The sequence below is a fragment of the Streptomyces sp. NPDC033178 genome (assembly GCF_055577685.1).
Genome location: NZ_JBVIPT010000023.1, coordinates 148,967 through 164,820, shown reverse-complemented (window position 1 = coordinate 164,820; position 15,854 = coordinate 148,967). Strand labels below are relative to the sequence as shown.

The following is a 15,854-nucleotide window of genomic DNA, read 5'->3' as shown; positions in this document are numbered from 1 at the left end:
GGCTTCGTTGTGGCTGATCGCGCAGTTCCCCGCGCCCCTTTTCGGGGCGCGGGGAACTGCGCAATCTTTTGGCGGGGGTTCGGGGGCGGAGCCCCCGAGTAAGGGACGGGAATGGGTAGGGGCGGCGGGGGCGAAGAACGCCAAGTGCCCCGCACGCCGGGCAGGCGTACGGGGCACTGACAAGCGCAGCGCAGCGGCTACGCGGGCACGGAAGCCACACCCCGCGCCAGGAACGGCTTACCGTTGACCCGCTCGGAGACACCCTCACGGTCCAGGTAGGGCGTGATCCCACCCAGGTGGAAGGGCCACCCCGCACCGGTGATCAGGCACAGGTCGACATCCTGGGCCTCGGCCACGACACCCTCGTCGAGCATGAGCCCGATCTCCTGGGCCACGGCGTCGAGGACGCGCTCGCGAACCTGCTCCTCGGTCAGCACGACATCGCCCTGCTTGAGCAGCGCGGCGACCTCCGGGTCCAGCTCCGGCTTCCCGGAGCCGTACACGTAGAAGCCACGCTTGCCCGCCTTGACGACGGCCGCGAGGTTCGGGGAGACCGTGAAGCGCTCCGGGAAGGCCCGGTTCAGCGTCTCCGAGACGTGCAGACCGATCGCGGGACCGACCAGCTCAAGGAGCACGAGTGGCGACATCGGCAGACCCAGCGGCTCCACCGCCTTCTCCGCGACCTCGACCGACGTGCCCTCGTCGATGACGTTCTGGATCTCGCCCATGAAGCGCGTGAGGATGCGGTTCACGACGAACGCCGGGGCGTCCTTCACCAGAACCGCGGTCTTCTTGAGCTTCTTGGCGACGGCGAAGGCCGTGGCGAGGGAGGCGTCGTCCGTAGCCTCGCCCCGCACGATCTCAAGGAGCGGCAGGATCGCGACGGGGTTGAAGAAGTGGAAGCCGACGACCCGCTCGGGGTTCTTCAGCTTCGACGCCATCTCCGACACCGAGAGCGAGGAGGTGTTCGTCGCGAGGATCGCGTGCGCCGGGGCGACCGCCTCGACCTCCGCGAACACCTGCTGCTTGACGCCGATCTCCTCGAAGACGGCCTCGATGATGAAGTCGGCGTCGGAGAAGCCCTCGGCCTTGTCCAGCACACCGGTGACCAGGGCCTTGAGGCGGTTGGCCTTGTCCTGGTTGATACGGGACTTCAGCAGCAGCTTGTCGATCTCGGCGTGGACGTAGCCCACACCCTTGTCGACGCGCTCCTGGTCGATGTCGGTCAGCACGACCGGCACCTCCAGGCGGCGCAGGAAGAGCAGGGCGAGCTGCGAGGCCATCAGACCGGCGCCCACGACACCGACCTTGGTGACCGGACGGGCGAGGTTCTTGTCCGGGGCGCCCGCGGGACGCTTGCCGCGCTTCTGTACGAGGTTGAACGCGTAGATACCGGCGCGCAGTTCGCCACCCATGATCAGGTCGGCGAGGGCCACGTCCTCGGCGTCGTAACCCTGCTGCAGGTCACCGTTCTTCGCCGCGGCGATGATGTCCAGCGCGCGGTACGCGGCCGGGGCCGCCCCGTGCACCTTGCTGTCCGCGATGAAACGGCCCTTGGCGACGGCCTGGTCCCAGGCCTCGCCGCGGTCGACGGCCGGACGCTCGACCTTGACGTCGCCCTTCAGGACCTGGGCGGTCCAGATCAGCGACTGCTCCAGGAAGTCCGCACCCTCGAAGAGGGCGTCGGCGATCCCGAGGTCGAAGACCTGCTGGCCCTTGAGCTGCTTGTTCTGGTTGAGCGAGTTCTCGATGATCACGCTCACGGCACGCTCGGCGCCGATGAGGTTCGGGAGCAGCGTGCAGCCGCCCCAGCCCGGGACCAGGCCCAGGAACACCTCGGGCAGCGAGAAGGCGGGCAGGGCCTTCGAGACGGTCCGGTAGGTGCAGTGCAGACCGACCTCGACGCCACCGCCCATGGCCGCGCCGTTGTAATACGCGAAGGTCGGGACCGCGAGGGCCGCGAGGCGCTTGAAGACCTCGTGGCCGCCCTTGCCGATGGCCAGCGCGTCCTTGTGGTCCTTCAGGAGCTCGACGCCCTTGAGGTCCGCGCCGACCGCGAAGATGAACGGCTTGCCGGTGACACCGACGCCGATGATCTCGCCGGCCGCGGCCTCCTTCTCGACCTGGTCGAGGGCGGTGTTCAGGTTCGCCAGCGAGGCCGGGCCGAAGGTGGTCGGCTTGGTGTGGTCGAGGCCGTTGTCAAGGGTGATGAGCGCGAAACGGCCCGCGCCGAAGGGGAGGTCGAGGTGGCGTACGTGCGCCGACGTCACGACCTCGTCGGGGAACAGCTCGGCCGCGCCCTTCAGGAGTTCAGTGGTGCTCACTTGTCGCCTCCGGCGTCCTTGTGGTGCGGGTTCTCCCAGATCACCGTGGCGCCCATGCCGAAGCCGACGCACATGGTGGTGAGGCCGTAACGGACCTCCGGCTGCTCCTCGAACTGGCGGGCCAGCTGCGTCATCAGCCGGACGCCGGAGGAGGCCAGCGGGTGGCCGTACGCGATGGCGCCGCCGTACTGGTTGACGCGCGCGTCGTCGTCGGCGATGCCGTAGTGGTCGAGGAACGCGAGGACCTGGATGGCGAAGGCCTCGTTGATCTCGAAGAGGTTGATGTCCTCGATGGAGAGACCGGCCTTCGCCAGCGCCTTCTCCGTGGCCGGGATCGGGCCGTAGCCCATCACCTCGGGCTCGACACCCACGAAGGCGTACGAGACCAGGCGCATCTTGACCGGCAGGTTGTTCTCGCGGGCGAAGTCCTCGGACGCGATGATCGACGCGGTCGCGCCGTCGTTCAGACCGGCCGCGTTACCCGCGGTGACCCGGCCGTGCACACGGAACGGCGTCTTCAGACCGGCCAGGTTCTCCAGCGTCGTGCCCGGACGCATCGGCTCGTCGGCGGTGACCAGGCCCCATCCCGTCTCACCGGCCTCCGCGTTCGTACGGCGTACGGAGATCGGGACCAGGTCGGCCTGGATCTTGCCGTTCGCGTAGGCCTTGGCGGCCTTCTCCTGCGAGCGCACGGCGTACTCGTCGGTGCGCTGCTTGGTGATGTGCGGGTAGCGGTCGTGCAGGTTCTCGGCGGTCATGCCCATGAACAGGGCGGACTCGTCGACCAGCTTCTCGCTGACGAACCGCGGGTTCGGGTCCACGCCCTCGCCCATGGGGTGGCGGCCCATGTGCTCGACACCACCGGCGATGACGGCGTCGTACGCGCCGAACGCGATGGAGCCGGCGGTCGAGGTGACCGCGGTCAGCGCACCGGCACACATACGGTCGATCGAGTAACCCGGCACGGACTGCGGCAGCCCGGCCAGGATTCCGGCCGTGCGGCCCAGCGTCAGGCCCTGGTCGCCGATCTGCGTGGTCGCGGCGATGGCGACCTCGTCGATCTTCTTCGGGTCGAGTCCGGGGTTGCGGCGCAGCAGCTCTCGGATCGCCTTCACGACGAGGTCGTCGGCACGGGTCTCGTGGTAGATGCCCTTCGGGCCCGCCTTGCCGAACGGGGTGCGGACGCCGTCGACGAAGACGACGTCCCTGACGGTACGAGGCACGATGGCTCTCCTCCAGATGCGGGATGGCACTGCTGCGCGACACACACGCCCTGAGCGCGCGCTCACCTCCCATGCTACTTACGGGTAACCACCCTGCCCAGTCCTACAGCGGGGAGCGGCGAAGGTCACACGAATCACCGCTTTCAGTGGCGCGGGGAACTGCGCGACAAGCCACGACACACCCGCACCCCCGTACGGGCCCTACCGCGGCGGCGCCGTGGACGCCCGGGGGGTCAGTACGGGTGTGGGCACGGGATGCGACCCCCCACCCCCCTCCCCGGTGATGACGCCGAACAACGTTCGGGCGACCTCCGCCCCGAACCCGTGCACGTCATGACTCATCGCGGACAGCGTCGGATGCGTGAGCCGGCACAGCTGGGAGTCGTCCCAGGCGAGCAGCGACACATCGCCAGGCACGCTCAGCCCCATCTCCGCGGCCACCGAAAGACCGGCCACCGCCATGATGTCGTTGTCGTACACGATCGCCGTGGGCCGATCGGAGGGCGCGGCGGTCAGCAGCGACCGCGTGGCCCTCGCCCCCGCGTCGCCCGAGAAGTCCGTGGCCACCTGCCGGGCCCCGGCCAGCTCAAGGACCCGCGCCGCCTCGTCGAACGCCGCCGTACGGATCGCCGTGTGGCCGAGCGCGGCCGCGCCGCCGACCCGGGCGACCCGCCGGTGCCCGAGCGCCGCGAGATACCGCACGGCCTCGGTGACGGCGGTGGCGTCGTCGGTCCACACGGAGGTGAGCCCGCCGGTGAGCGCGGGGTGCCCGACGGCCACGACGGGCATGCCGAGCCGGTCGACGGCGGGCACCCGAGGATCGTCGGCGCGGAAGTCGACCAGGATCGACCCGCTGATCTGCTTGCCCCGCCACCAGGAGTCCTGGAGCCCGACCTCCTCCTCCACCGTGCGCACGAGCCGCAGCAGCAGGGAGCACGAGTGCTCGGTCAGCACGCTCTCCACGCCCGAGATGAACTCCATGTAGAACGGTTCGAGCCCGAGCAGCTTCGCCGGCCGGCAGATGGCGAGGCCGACCACGTCCACACGGCGACTGGACAGCGACCGGGCGGCGAGGTTCGGCGCCCACCCCAGTTCGCGCGCAGCCTCGAAGATCCGGTCCCGGGTCGCGTCGGCGAGCCCCGGCTTGTGGTTGAAGGCGAGCGACACGGCCCCCTTGGACACCCCGGCGCGGGCAGCGACGTCCTTGATCGTGACGCGGGGTGGTGTCGTCATCGGGCGGGCTCCACGCAGTACAGGGCGGATCGTGCGGTCTCCGCGTCCAGATGGTCCAGAGTCTCCCAGCCGCGCACGCCGATGGTCACCCGTTCCCCGGGGAGCAGCGTCACGAGCCCCCGGTCGGCCGACGCCGAGGGCGCCAGCCGGTCGGCCTGCAGCAGGAGATCCCGTACGAGCGTATGGGCCGTTACGGTCACCCGGCCGCCCGGAGCGACCGAGACGTCGAACCGAGGACTGGGGTACGGGATTTCACGGTCGGGCACCGGAAAGTGCAGCGCCCGCTGCCTGTCTTCGTCCGAGTCCGCATCCGCGTCCGCCACCAGGAACTCCTTGGGCCCGACGGGCTCCAGCTCCTTCGGTACGCGGACATCGGCGACGGCCCGCCCCCCGGCGTCGAACCCCACACTCGCCTCGGCCACGACACCGCCCTCCACCGACATCCGACGCAACGTCAGGCGGCCCTGCCAGGGCTCGGCGGCCTGGTTGACCGCCGCCAACACCAGCCGCTCACCCCGTGGTTGGATCGTCAGCAGCCGGTCCGCGTACAGCCTCTTCAGCTCGTGATAGAGGGGCTTCTCGCGGCCGTCACCGTCGATCGCCGCCCAGGAGGTCACCGGCCAGCAGTCGTTGAGCTGCCAGACGATCGTGCCCGCGCACACCGGCCAGTGGGAGCGCCAGTGCTCGATCCCGGCGGCGACTGCCCGTGCCTGGTTGACCTGGGCGAGATAGTGCCACCGGTCGAAGTCGCCCTCGGTGAAGCCCTGTTCGGGCACGGGGAAGTGACGGGCGAGCCCGCGCAACAGCTTGCCGTTGCCGTCGTCGGCCTTCTGGTGGTGCAGCATGCCGGGGGAGTCGGGCGCGAGTTCCTCGTCGGGCAGGGCGCGCCGCAGCGTGGCGTACGCGGGCGGTGCCTGCCAGCCGAACTCGGCCACGAATCGCGGTACTTGGAGCCGGTAGTCCGCGTAGTCCTCCCGGTTCCACACCTCCCACGAGTGATGCGTGCCGTGTGCCGGGTCGTTGGGGTGGTGGTCCCAGGAGCCGGACCAGGGGCTGCCCGGTGTGTACGGCCGTGTCGGGTCCAACTCGGCGACGACACGCGGCAGCAGACCGAGGTAGTAGCCCTCGCCCCACGAGTCCCCGGCCAGCCGCTGCTCCCAGCCCCAGTCCTTGAAGCCCCACAGGTTCTCGTTGTTGCCGTTCCACAGGACCAGCGAGGGGTGCGGCATCAGCCGTACGACGTTCTCGCGCGCCTCGGCCTCCACCTCGCCCCGCAGCGGCTGTTCCTCGGGGTAGGCGGCGCAGGCGAAGGGGAAGTCCTGCCAGACCAGCAGGCCCAACTCGTCGCAGGCGTCGTAGAAGTGCTCGCTCTCGTAGATTCCGCCGCCCCAGACGCGTACGAGATCCACCCCCGCGTCGGCCGCCCGGGTCAGCCGGGTGCGGTACCGCTCGCGGGTGATCCGGGACGGGAAGACGTCGTCCGGGATCCAGTTGACGCCCCGGGCGAAGAGCCGCTCGCCGTTCACGACGAAGGTGAAGCCCGACCCGTGCTCGTCGTCCCCGCGGTCCAGCTCGACGGTCCTGAAGCCGATCCGGCGCCGCCAGATGTCCAGCAGTCCCTCGTGGCTGAGCCACAACTCGACGTCGTACAGCGGCTGTTCGCCATACCCGCGCGGCCACCACAGATCGACGTCCGGCACTTCGAGGCGTACGACTCCGCTGGTGCCGTCGACCGTCGCCTCCGTCCCGACGCCGCCGATCCTCGCGCCCAGGGTGAGCCCCGCCTCGACCCGGCTCCGCTCGACATCGACGTGCAACTCCACCCGGCCCACGCCCTGTTCGACCGTGACGACCGGACGCACCCGGGCGATCCGGGCCGTCGACCAGTGCTCCAGACGCACCCGCTTCCAGATGCCGGCCGTCACCAGCGTCGGCCCCCAGTCCCAGCCGAAGGAGCAGGCCATCTTGCGGAGGTACTGGAAGGGCTCGGGATAGGCGTTGGGCCGCTCGCCGAGCCGCCCGCGCACCGCCTCCGCCTCGCCGTAGGCCGAGCGGAAGTTCACCGAGAGCCGGCCGCCGAGCCCCGTGATGTCGAAGCGGTGCGAGCGGTGCATGTTCCGTACGGAACCCAGGAGTTGACCGTCGAGCCGGATCTCCGCGGCGGTGTCGAGGCCGTCGAGGACGAGGTCCGTCTGCTCGTGCCCGCCCGGGACCGGGGTGAGCGTCGTCTCGTACGTCCAGTCGCGCCGCCCCACCCACGCCACGTCGGTCTCGTTCCGCCCGAGGAACGGGTCCGGGATGATCCCCGCCGCCAGCAGATCCGTGTGCACACAGCCCGGCACCGTGGCGGGGAGCGCGGCCCCGTCGTGCCGCAGGATCCATCCCTCGTCGATCGGTGTGACGTCCAGCATGCGCACTCCTAAACCGGTATAGGCCATTGCTGACCAGGGCTGGTACACACTCTTGAATCGTTGGCCGAAATAGGGACTTTACCGGTTTAGTGACGGCTGTCAGAGTGCGGAACCAGCCATCCCACTCGTGCTCATCCGTCCCTGAACGGAGCTGGTGCAAATGAACCGCCGCACGAAACTCGCCGGAAGTCTCTTCGCCGCCGCTTTGCTGGCCGCGGGCTGTACCGGAAGCGGAGGCACGTCGAAGGGCGCGGACGCCAAGGCCCCCGTCGACCCGGACAAGGTGACCGGCACGATCACGGTCCTCACACACCGGACCGACCTCGTGCAGGACGGCACGATGAAGAAGTACGCGGCCGAGTTCAACAAGACCTATCCGAAGGTCGAGGTCGAGTTCGACGCCCTCACGGACTACGAGGGCGAGGTCAAGATCCGGATGAACACCGAGAACTACGGCGATGTGCTGATGATCCCCGCCGTGATCAAGAAGAACGACTACCCCAGGTTCTTCGCCTCCCTCGGCCCCGAGACCGAGCGCGCGAAGAAGTACCTGTTCACCGACTTCACCACGGTCGACGGCAAGGTCTACGGGCAGAGCCCGATGGGAGCGCTCCCCGGCTTCCTCTACAACAAGCGGGTCTGGAAGGAGGCCGGGATCACCGACTGGCCCACCACACCGGCCCGGTTCATCGACGCTCTCAAGGCCGTCAAGGCCAAGACCGACGCGATCCCGTACTACACGAACTTCAAGGACATGTGGCCGCTGACGAACTGGACGTACGTCGACGGCGCTGTCAGCTGCGACCCGCAGGCGACGTCCAGGCTCGCCGCGGGCGACCCGTGGGCCGAGGGCGAGGACCTGCGCGTCGGCGACACCATGCTGTACGACATCGTGCGCGGCGGACTGATCGAGAAGGACCCGACGACCACCAACTGGGAAGCATCCAAGCCCAAGTTGGCCAAGGGTGACATCGCCACGATGTGGCTCGGCTCCTGGGCGATCACCCAGTTCCAGGCGGCGGCGAAGCAGGCCGGCGCGAACCCGGACGACATCGGCTTCATGCCCTTCCCCGCCCAGAAGGACGGGAAGCACTGCGCCACCATGTCGCCGGACTACAACCAGGCCGTCAACGTCAACTCGGACCACAAGGAGGCGGCCCGCGCCTGGATCGACTGGTTCACCGACAAGTCCGGCTACGCGGCCGACAACCTGACCCTCTCGCCGGTCAAGGGCGCCCCGCTGCCCGAGGTGCTGCAGCCGTACGAGGACGCGGGCGTGAAACTCATCGAGCTCGACGACGCCAAGGGCGCGGCGGTCAAGGAGATCGACAACCAGTCCGAGGTCGGCATCTACAAGCCCGACTACCGCCAGGACCTCGTCGACCTGGCCCGCGGCGCCAGGAAGGGCAGCCTCGACGACTTCCTGGGCGACCTGGGCAGGCGCTGGGAAGAGGCACGGAAGTCCTCGGGGTCCTGATGACGGACACCACCGAGAAGGCGGCGCGGCCGAAGGAGGCCGCGCCCGCCGCCCGCACGGCACGCGCCCCGCGCCGTTTGCGCCTGAGGAAGGGCCTGACCCCGTGGCTCTTCCTCGCTGCCCCGCTGGTCCTGCTGATCACGTTCACGTACGCGCCGGTCGCCAACATGGTCGCGTACAGCTTCACCGACTGGGACGGCGTCAGCCCCGAGCTCAGCTACACGGGCGCCGACAACTACGTCGAACTCTTCACCCGCCCCGAGCTGTTCGAGGTCTTCTTCGTCAGCGGCTACTACCTGGCCGCGTCTGTGCTCCAGATAGTGGCCGCGCTCTACTTCGCGACGGTCCTGAGCTTCAACGTGCGCTTCCGGAACTTCTTCAAGGGCATCCTCTTCTTCCCGTATCTGATCAACGGGGTCGCGATCGGCTTCGTCTTCCTCTACTTCTTCCAGGACGGCGGCACGCTCGACTCGGTCCTGAGCCTCCTCGGCGTCCACTCCGACCGCGCCTGGCTGGGCACCCCGGTCTCCGCGAACGTCTCGCTGGCAGGCGTCTCCGTGTGGCGCTACACGGGCCTGAACTTCGTCCTGTTCCTCGGCGCCATCCAGTCCATCCCGGGGGAGCTGTACGAGGCCGCCGAGCTGGACGGGGCGAACCGCTGGCACCAGTTCCGGTACATCATCGCGCCCGGCATCAGGCCCGTACTCAGCCTGACCGTCATCCTCTCCATCTCCGGTTCGCTGTCGGCCTTCGAGGTGCCGTTCATCATGACCGGCGGCGCGACCGGCACCGAGACCTTCGTGATCCAGACGGTGAAGCTGGCCTTCCAGTTCAACAAGACGGGGCTCGCCTCGGCGGCCGCGGTCGTGCTCCTGCTGATCATCCTGGCGGTGACCTGGGTGCAGCGACGCCTGGTCCCGGACGACAGGGTGGATCTCGTATGAGCCGCGGAGGTGTGACCCGCAGAGGCATGAGCCGCGGAGGTGTGGCCCGAACCCTCACCTACCTGTCACTGGTCGTCGCGAGCGTGGTCGTCCTGCTCCCGCTCCTCGTGGTCCTCCTCACCTCCCTCAAGTCCGAGAAGGAGATGGCGAACGACAGCGGGGCGCTCCAACTCCCGGACGACCTGCTGAACCTCGACAACTACGTGACGGCGTTCCAGGACGGCCGGATGCTCTCCGCGTTCGGGAACACCGCGTTCATCCTGCTGTTCTCCGTCACGGGCACGGTGATCATCGGGTCGATGGCTGCGTACGCGATCGACCGCTACACCTTCCGCTTCAGAAAGCTGGTTGTCGCGCTCTTCCTGGTCGCCACGCTCGTACCCGGTGTGACCACCCAGGTGGCGACCTTCCAGATCGTCGACAGCTTCGGAATGTTCGACAGCCGCTGGGCACCGATCGTGCTCTACATGGGCACGGACATCGTCTCGATCTACATCTTCCTGCAGTTCGTCCGGTCGATCCCCATCTCCCTCGACGAGTCCGCCCGGCTCGACGGTGCGAACGCCTTCACGATCTACCGGAAGATCATCCTGCCGCTGCTGAAGCCCGCGATCGCGACGGTCGTCATCGTCAAGGGGATCACCGTCTACAACGACTTCTACATCCCGTTCCTCTACATGCCGTCCGAGGATCTTGGCGTGATCTCAACGTCCCTGTTCCGCTTCAAGGGCCCCTTCGGAGCCCACTGGGAGACGATCGCGGCAGGCGCGATCCTCGTGATCCTGCCGACGCTGATCGTCTTCCTGTTCCTGCAGCGCTACATCTACAACGGCTTCACGAGGGGCGCGACGAAGTAGCCCCGAGAGGGGCGCGGGGAACGGCGCAATCTTTCAGGGGCGCGAGGCTGTGACATTTGCGGCTCCGCCGCGTGGGCGCGACCAGCCACAACGGTCCCGCAGTCGCCATGAGTCCTCACCACTCACGGCGACCGGGCGACCCTCGTTCATTCCTGGGACTTGGCCTTGGCGGCCAGCGCGGCAACCAACACCGGCGTAACCTGCTCCACCTGCCAGGGCCGAGCCCCGTACCCGGCAAGCGCGGCGGCGACGGCCTCGGCGTCCGCCGTCGCCGGAGGCTCCCAGCACACGCGTCGAACCGTGTCCGGAGTGATCAGGTTCTCCTGAGGCATGTTCAGCGTCTCCGCCAGCGCGGAGACGGCGGCCCGCGCCGCGGACAGCCGGGCCGCGGCCACCGGGTCCTTCTCCGCCCAGGCCCGCGGCGGCGGAGGCCCGGTCACCGGCTGCCCCGGCTGCGGCAGCTCGGCGTCCGGCAGCTCCTTCGCACGGTCGACGGCGGCCTGCCACTGCTCCAGCTGACGCCGCCCCATCCGATGCCCGAATCCGTTCAGCGCGGCGAGCGCGTGCACGTTGGCCGGAAGTGAGAGGGCGGCTTCCACGATGGCCGCGTCCCCGAGCACCTTGCCCGGCGAGATGTCACGGCGCTGCGCGACCCGGTCCCGGGTCTCCCACAGCTCCCGTACGACCGCCATCTGCCGGCGGCGGCGCACCTTGTGCATGCCGGACGTACGACGCCACGGGTCCTTGCGGGGCTCGGCCGGGGGCGCCGAGGCGATCGCGTCGAACTCCTGGCGGGCCCACTCCAGCTTGCCCTGCCGGTCGAGCTCCTTCTCCAGCGCGTCCCGCAGGTCGACGAGCAGCTCCACGTCGAGCGCGGCATAGCGCAGCCACGGCTCGGGCAGCGGACGCGTCGACCAGTCGACCGCGGAGTGACCCTTCTCCAGTACGAAGCCCAGGACGCCCTCGACCATCGCGCCGAGGCCGACCCGCGGGAACCCGGCGAGCCGTCCGGCCAGCTCGGTGTCGAACAGGAGGCTGGGGACCATGCCTATCTCGCGCAGACACGGCAGATCCTGGGTGGCCGCGTGCAGCACCCACTCCACACCGGAGAGCGCCTCGCCGAGGCCCGACAGATCGGGGCAAGCGACGGGATCGATCAGTGCGGTGCCCGCGCCCTCGCGGCGCAGCTGCACCAGATACGCGCGCTGGCCGTAGCGATAACCGGACGCCCGCTCGGCGTCCACGGCCACGGGGCCGCTGCCGGCCTCGAACGCGGCGATCACCTCGGCGAGCGAGGCCTCGTCGGCGATGACGGGCGGAATTCCGTCGCGGGGCTCCAGCAAGGGGATCGGCGCCGGTTCGACGTCGTCCGGAGGAGCGCCTCCGGTGGTTCGCAGTGAACTGTCTGCTGCGGTCTCTTGGGCGTCGGTCACCTGTCAAGGGTATCTGTGTATGGACGACGCCCGTCGACGGAACGTTCCGTCGACGGGCGTCTGAGGGTCGTAAACCAGTCAGGTCAGTGAATCCTGAATCATCAGTGAATCCGGAATCAGTGGATGATCCCCGTCATCAGTGGATGATCCCCGTCCGCAGGGCCACCGCGACCATTCCGGCGCGGTCGCCCGTGCCGAGCTTGCGGGCGATACGGGCGAGGTGGCTCTTCACGGTCAGCGCGGACAGGCCCATCGAGACGCCGATGGCCTTGTTCGACTGGCCCTCCGCAACCAGCCGGAGCACCTCGACCTCACGGCCGGACAGCTCGCGGTAACCGCCCGGGTGGCTCGGGGAGCCCGGGGGACGGCGGTGCATACGGGCGGCGGCCGAGCCGATGGGAGCGGCGCCCGGCCGGGTGGGAAGCCCGAGGTTCGTACGGGTGCCGGTGACCACATAGCCCTTGACGCCGCCCGCGAGGGCGTTGCGTACGGCGCCGATGTCGTCGGCGGCGGACAGGGCCAGACCGTTCGGCCAGCCGGCGGCCCGGGTTTCGGACAGGAGGGTGAGGCCGGAGCCGTCGGGGAGATGGACGTCTGCGACACAGATGTCGCGGGGGTTGCCGATGCGGGGACGAGCCTCCGCGACGGACGAGGCCTCGATCACGTCGCGAACACCGAGCGCCCACAGGTGGCGGGTGACGGTGGAACGCACACGGGGATCGGCCACGACCACCATCGCGGTCGGCTTGTTCGGGCGGTAGGCGACCAGGCTTGCGGGCTGCTCGAGGAGAACGGACACCAGGCCTCCTGGGGTGGGGGACGGGGCACCGGCTGTGGGGATGAAGCCGGGACGAACCGTGCTTTCAAGGTCACAGAGGTCTTCGGCACCAAACCCGTCCGCCTTTAGAGAATGATCACGATTTGGTGAGTAACAATGCGTGCAATTCGGACGGGCGATCGATCATCCGAAGATCGAAACGAGTTCGCTCCGCTTCGTTACGCGGCTGAAAGTGGTCGTATCGACAAAATGGCAGAGGCGTTCGCGCGAGGGCCGGGGCGCTCCGGAGACGGCCCGAGCCCTCGAACCCCAGGAGCCCGAGCCCTCAAACTCGGGAACCCGAGCCTTCAAACCCCAAGAGAAAGTGCCCTGTTCGCGCGGTGTGATCCGGACAGTGGTCCCACGCACGGGTGTCTCTCCCTGCGCGAAGGCTCTGTTCCCCTTAATCTTCCCCGCATGGCTGCGGCTCAGGGACGACTGTCGGACGGCGCTGGCGGAATGGACGACCCGAAGGAGGGGGAGCGGGATGCGATGGAGGCGGCTCCGCTGCCTTTCCGGGCCGCTGTCGACGCGTTGAGGGCCGCGCGGCTGCGGCCGCAGATCGAGATCGACCCGACGAAGCCGCCGCAGCGGCTCGCCCCCTTCACCTACGCGCTGGAGGCCACGGTCGTCGACGGCGACGAGGATCTGGCGGACGGCCGGCTCGTCCTGCTCCACGACCCGGCGGGACACGACGCCTGGCAGGGCTCGTTCCGCCTGGTGACCCTGGTCCGCGCGGAGCTGGAGGCGGAGATGGCCACCGACCCGCTGCTTCCCGAGGTCTGCTGGTCCTGGCTGACCGGCGCGCTCCAGGCCCGCGGCCTCTCCTACGGCGAACCCAGCGGCACGGTCACCCGGGCCGGCTCCCACTACTTCGGCGGCCTCGCGGACCGGCCGGCCAACTCCCAGATCGAGATCCGCGCCTCCTGGACACCCCGCGAAGGCCTGGGCGGTGTGCCCGACATGGCCTCCCATCTGGCGTCCTGGTGCGACCTCCTGGCCCAGATCGCCGGTCTTCCCCCGGCCGCCCCGGGCGACGCCTCCATCGTCAGCCTCCCGCAGCGCCGGGGCCCCCAGTCCCGCTGACCCGGACCGCCGCGCCCCTCGCCCGCGCCCACGTGCGGGGCCGGGGGCGCGGCCGTACCCGGGGCCGGGGGCCGCGCCGACCGTGGGAGACTTTTCGGCGTGAGCGCCATTGACCGCCCCAAGGGCCAGCAGCCGACAGCGACGTACGACTCCACCTTCCTCAAGGCGTGCCGACGCGAGCCCGTGCCGCACACGCCCGTGTGGTTCATGCGGCAGGCGGGGCGGTCACTGCCCGAGTACCTGAAGGTGCGCGAGGGCATCCCCATGCTGGAGTCCTGCATGCGGCCTGAGCTGGTCACCGAGATCACGCTCCAGCCGGTACGGCGGCACAACGTGGACGCGGCGATCTACTTCAGCGACATCGTCGTACCCCTGAAGGCCATCGGTATCGACCTCGACATCAAGCCCGGTGTGGGTCCGGTCGTCGAGAAGCCGATCCGCTCCCGCGCCGACCTCGCCCAGCTGCGCGACCTGACGCCCGAGGACGTCTCGTACGTCACCGAGGCGATCGGAATGCTCACGCGCGAACTCGGCCCGAGGCCCCTCATCGGCTTCGCCGGTGCGCCCTTCACGCTCGCCAGCTACCTCGTGGAGGGCGGGCCGTCCCGCAACCACGAGCACACCAAGGCGCTCATGTACGGCGACCCGCAGCTCTGGGCCGACCTGCTCGACCGGCTCGCGGACATCACGGCGGCCTTCCTCCGGGTGCAGATCGAGGCGGGGGCCAGCGCCGTCCAGCTCTTCGACTCCTGGGTCGGCGCGCTCGCGCCCGCCGACTACCGGCGCTCCGTGATGCCCGCCTCGACGAAGGTGTTCAAGGCCGTCGAGGAGTACGGCGTCCCTCGCATCCACTTCGGTGTCGGCACGGGTGAGCTGCTCGGGCTCATGGGGGAGGCCGGTGCCGATGTCGTCGGCGTCGACTGGCGGGTGCCGCTCGACGAGGCCGCCCGGCGCGTCGGCCCCGGCAAGGCGCTCCAGGGCAACCTCGACCCCGCGGTCCTCTTCGCCCCGACCGAGGCCGTCGAGGAGAAGACCCAGGAGGTTCTCGACGCGGCTGCCGGTCTGGAGGGGCACATCTTCAATCTCGGGCACGGTGTCCTGCCGTCGATGGACCCGGACGCGTTGACCCGCCTTGTCGAGTACGTCCACACGCGCACGGCCGACTAGTCCACGCTCACCACCGAGGCCGCGCGCGTCTGCCCCACAGCAGGCCGCGTGGCTCGGGTGGGGGCGTCGTGCCCGGGCGCAGGGGCCAGGCGAGGAGCATGCCTGCCAGGAAGCCGACGACGTGGGCCACGTACGCCACGGTGCCGGCCGTCGAGACGCCGGTGCCGGACGAGTACACCGCCTGGAGGACGAACCAGGATCCCAGCACGATCCACGCGGGCAGGCGCAGCGGCAGGAAGATCAGGAACGGGACGAGGACCCAGACCCTGGCCTTCGGGTAGAGCACCAGATACGCGCCCAGGACGCCGGCGATCGCTCCCGACGCGCCGATCAGCGGGTCGCCGGAGTCGGCGTTGACGAGGGCGAAGCCGTACGCCGCCGCGTAGCCGCAGGCCACGTAGAACAGCGCGTAGCGGATGTGGCCGAGGCGGTCCTCTATGTTGTTGCCGAAGATCATCAGGAACAGCATGTTGCCGAGCAGGTGCAGCCAGCTGCTGTGCAGGAACATCGCCGTGAGGACCGACACCGGGGGCGACTTGTCGTAGCCCGGCGGGCCGACGAGGCAGCCGGCGCCCTGCGGTCCCACGCCCACGTCACCGGTGGGGACGGTCGTCGGCGTCTGGCCGTGGATCAGCTCCCGGGGCACCGCCGCCCAGTGGTCCAGGAACGCCTGTAGGTGGCACAGCTGGGCCGGGCCGCTCTCGCCGGTGATGGAGCCCGCCACACCCGGAGTGGCCAGGAACACCACGAAGTTGGCGGCGATCAGCGCGTACGTCACATACGGCGTGCGACGGACCGGGTTCACGTCATGGACGGGTATGACCACGGGGAAATTCTGCCCGGGTTCGGGGACTCTGAACGGGACCGCGGGCGTGTGCGTAT

Annotated in this window: 12 protein-coding genes; 5 read left to right on the top strand and 7 right to left on the bottom strand. The window is 69.4% G+C overall.

Features of this window, described 5'->3' with window-relative positions; genetic code table 11:
• Nucleotides 1-197: 197 nt before the first annotated feature.
• The 4 genes from ACZ5VQ_RS41925 to ACZ5VQ_RS41910 all read right to left on the bottom strand — a co-directional run bounded on the left by ACZ5VQ_RS41925 (nt 198) and on the right by ACZ5VQ_RS41910 (nt 7,191).
• Nucleotides 198-2,324 (bottom strand): 3-hydroxyacyl-CoA dehydrogenase NAD-binding domain-containing protein, encoded by a 2,127-nt coding sequence (locus tag ACZ5VQ_RS41925; protein WP_469109601.1) that lies wholly within the window; start codon nt 2,322-2,324, stop codon nt 198-200.
• Nucleotides 2,321-3,547 carry a thiolase family protein gene (locus ACZ5VQ_RS41920; RefSeq protein ID WP_143638406.1) on the bottom strand — a complete coding sequence of 409 codons (1,227 nt, stop codon included), beginning with the start codon at nt 3,545-3,547 and terminating at the stop codon, nt 2,321-2,323. Before ACZ5VQ_RS41920 ends, ACZ5VQ_RS41925 begins: the two co-directional genes overlap by 4 nt.
• A 201-nt stretch (nt 3,548-3,748) precedes the next feature.
• The gene (locus ACZ5VQ_RS41915; protein ID WP_469109600.1) at nt 3,749-4,780 is read right to left on the bottom strand and encodes a LacI family DNA-binding transcriptional regulator; all 1,032 of its coding nucleotides are present in this window, start codon (nt 4,778-4,780) and stop codon (nt 3,749-3,751) included.
• Nucleotides 4,777-7,191 carry a glycoside hydrolase family 2 protein gene (locus tag ACZ5VQ_RS41910; RefSeq protein WP_469109599.1) on the bottom strand — a complete coding sequence of 805 codons (2,415 nt, stop codon included), beginning with the start codon at nt 7,189-7,191 and terminating at the stop codon, nt 4,777-4,779. Before ACZ5VQ_RS41910 ends, ACZ5VQ_RS41915 begins: the two co-directional genes overlap by 4 nt.
• Before the next feature lie 160 nt (nt 7,192-7,351).
• Here ACZ5VQ_RS41910 and ACZ5VQ_RS41905 point away from each other — a divergent pair, with 160 nt between their 5' ends.
• From ACZ5VQ_RS41905 to ACZ5VQ_RS41895, 3 genes are read left to right on the top strand one after another with little or no spacing between them, the layout of a single operon-like run.
• Complete coding sequence (locus ACZ5VQ_RS41905; protein WP_469109598.1) at nt 7,352-8,668, top strand: ABC transporter substrate-binding protein; 1,317 nt, start codon at nt 7,352-7,354, stop codon at nt 8,666-8,668.
• Entirely contained in the window at nt 8,668-9,612 is a 945-nt protein-coding gene (locus ACZ5VQ_RS41900) for a carbohydrate ABC transporter permease (protein ID WP_469109597.1), read from the top strand. The genes ACZ5VQ_RS41905 and ACZ5VQ_RS41900 overlap by 1 nt, the downstream gene beginning before the upstream one ends.
• Before the next feature lie 26 nt (nt 9,613-9,638).
• Entirely contained in the window at nt 9,639-10,469 is an 831-nt protein-coding gene (locus ACZ5VQ_RS41895) for a carbohydrate ABC transporter permease (RefSeq protein WP_469109596.1), read from the top strand.
• Between the two features lie 146 nt (nt 10,470-10,615).
• Here the strand turns inward: ACZ5VQ_RS41895 and ACZ5VQ_RS41890 are convergent, their stop codons facing one another.
• Together ACZ5VQ_RS41890 and ACZ5VQ_RS41885 are read right to left on the bottom strand one after the other, a co-directional pair.
• Nucleotides 10,616-11,902 carry a ribonuclease D gene (locus ACZ5VQ_RS41890; protein ID WP_362078401.1) on the bottom strand — a complete coding sequence of 429 codons (1,287 nt, stop codon included), beginning with the start codon at nt 11,900-11,902 and terminating at the stop codon, nt 10,616-10,618.
• A 136-nt stretch (nt 11,903-12,038) separates the two neighbouring features.
• A complete protein-coding gene (locus ACZ5VQ_RS41885; RefSeq protein WP_055616736.1) occupies nt 12,039-12,701 on the bottom strand; it encodes a response regulator transcription factor in 663 nt (220 codons plus the stop codon).
• A gap of 477 nt (nt 12,702-13,178) precedes the next feature.
• Between ACZ5VQ_RS41885 and ACZ5VQ_RS41880 the strand changes: the two genes are divergently transcribed.
• Together ACZ5VQ_RS41880 and hemE are read left to right on the top strand one after the other, a co-directional pair.
• Entirely contained in the window at nt 13,179-13,805 is a 627-nt protein-coding gene (locus ACZ5VQ_RS41880) for a DUF3000 domain-containing protein (protein WP_469109607.1), read from the top strand.
• A gap of 99 nt (nt 13,806-13,904) precedes the next feature.
• Entirely contained in the window at nt 13,905-14,972 is a 1,068-nt protein-coding gene (gene hemE, locus ACZ5VQ_RS41875; RefSeq protein ID WP_469109595.1) for a uroporphyrinogen decarboxylase, read from the top strand.
• 7 nt (nt 14,973-14,979) lie between these two features.
• Here the strand turns inward: hemE and ACZ5VQ_RS41870 are convergent, their stop codons facing one another.
• Nucleotides 14,980-15,798: a rhomboid family intramembrane serine protease gene (locus ACZ5VQ_RS41870; protein ID WP_469109594.1), complete on the bottom strand. Its 819-nt coding sequence runs from the start codon at nt 15,796-15,798 to the stop codon at nt 14,980-14,982.
• Nucleotides 15,799-15,854 lie beyond the last annotated feature (56 nt).

Bases quoted from the DNA above. Each gene is read 5' to 3' on its own strand.
- ACZ5VQ_RS41915 (WP_469109600.1), bottom strand. From the start codon at position 4,780: ATGACGACACCACCCCGCGTCACGATCAAGGACGTCGCTGCCCGCGCC.
- ACZ5VQ_RS41910 (WP_469109599.1), bottom strand. From the start codon at position 7,191: ATGCTGGACGTCACACCGATCGACGAGGGATGGATCCTGCGGCACGAC.
- ACZ5VQ_RS41905 (WP_469109598.1), top strand. From the start codon at position 7,352: ATGAACCGCCGCACGAAACTCGCCGGAAGTCTCTTCGCCGCCGCTTTG.
- ACZ5VQ_RS41900 (WP_469109597.1), top strand. From the start codon at position 8,668: ATGACGGACACCACCGAGAAGGCGGCGCGGCCGAAGGAGGCCGCGCCC.
- ACZ5VQ_RS41895 (WP_469109596.1), top strand. From the start codon at position 9,639: ATGAGCCGCGGAGGTGTGGCCCGAACCCTCACCTACCTGTCACTGGTC.
- ACZ5VQ_RS41880 (WP_469109607.1), top strand. From the start codon at position 13,179: ATGGACGACCCGAAGGAGGGGGAGCGGGATGCGATGGAGGCGGCTCCG.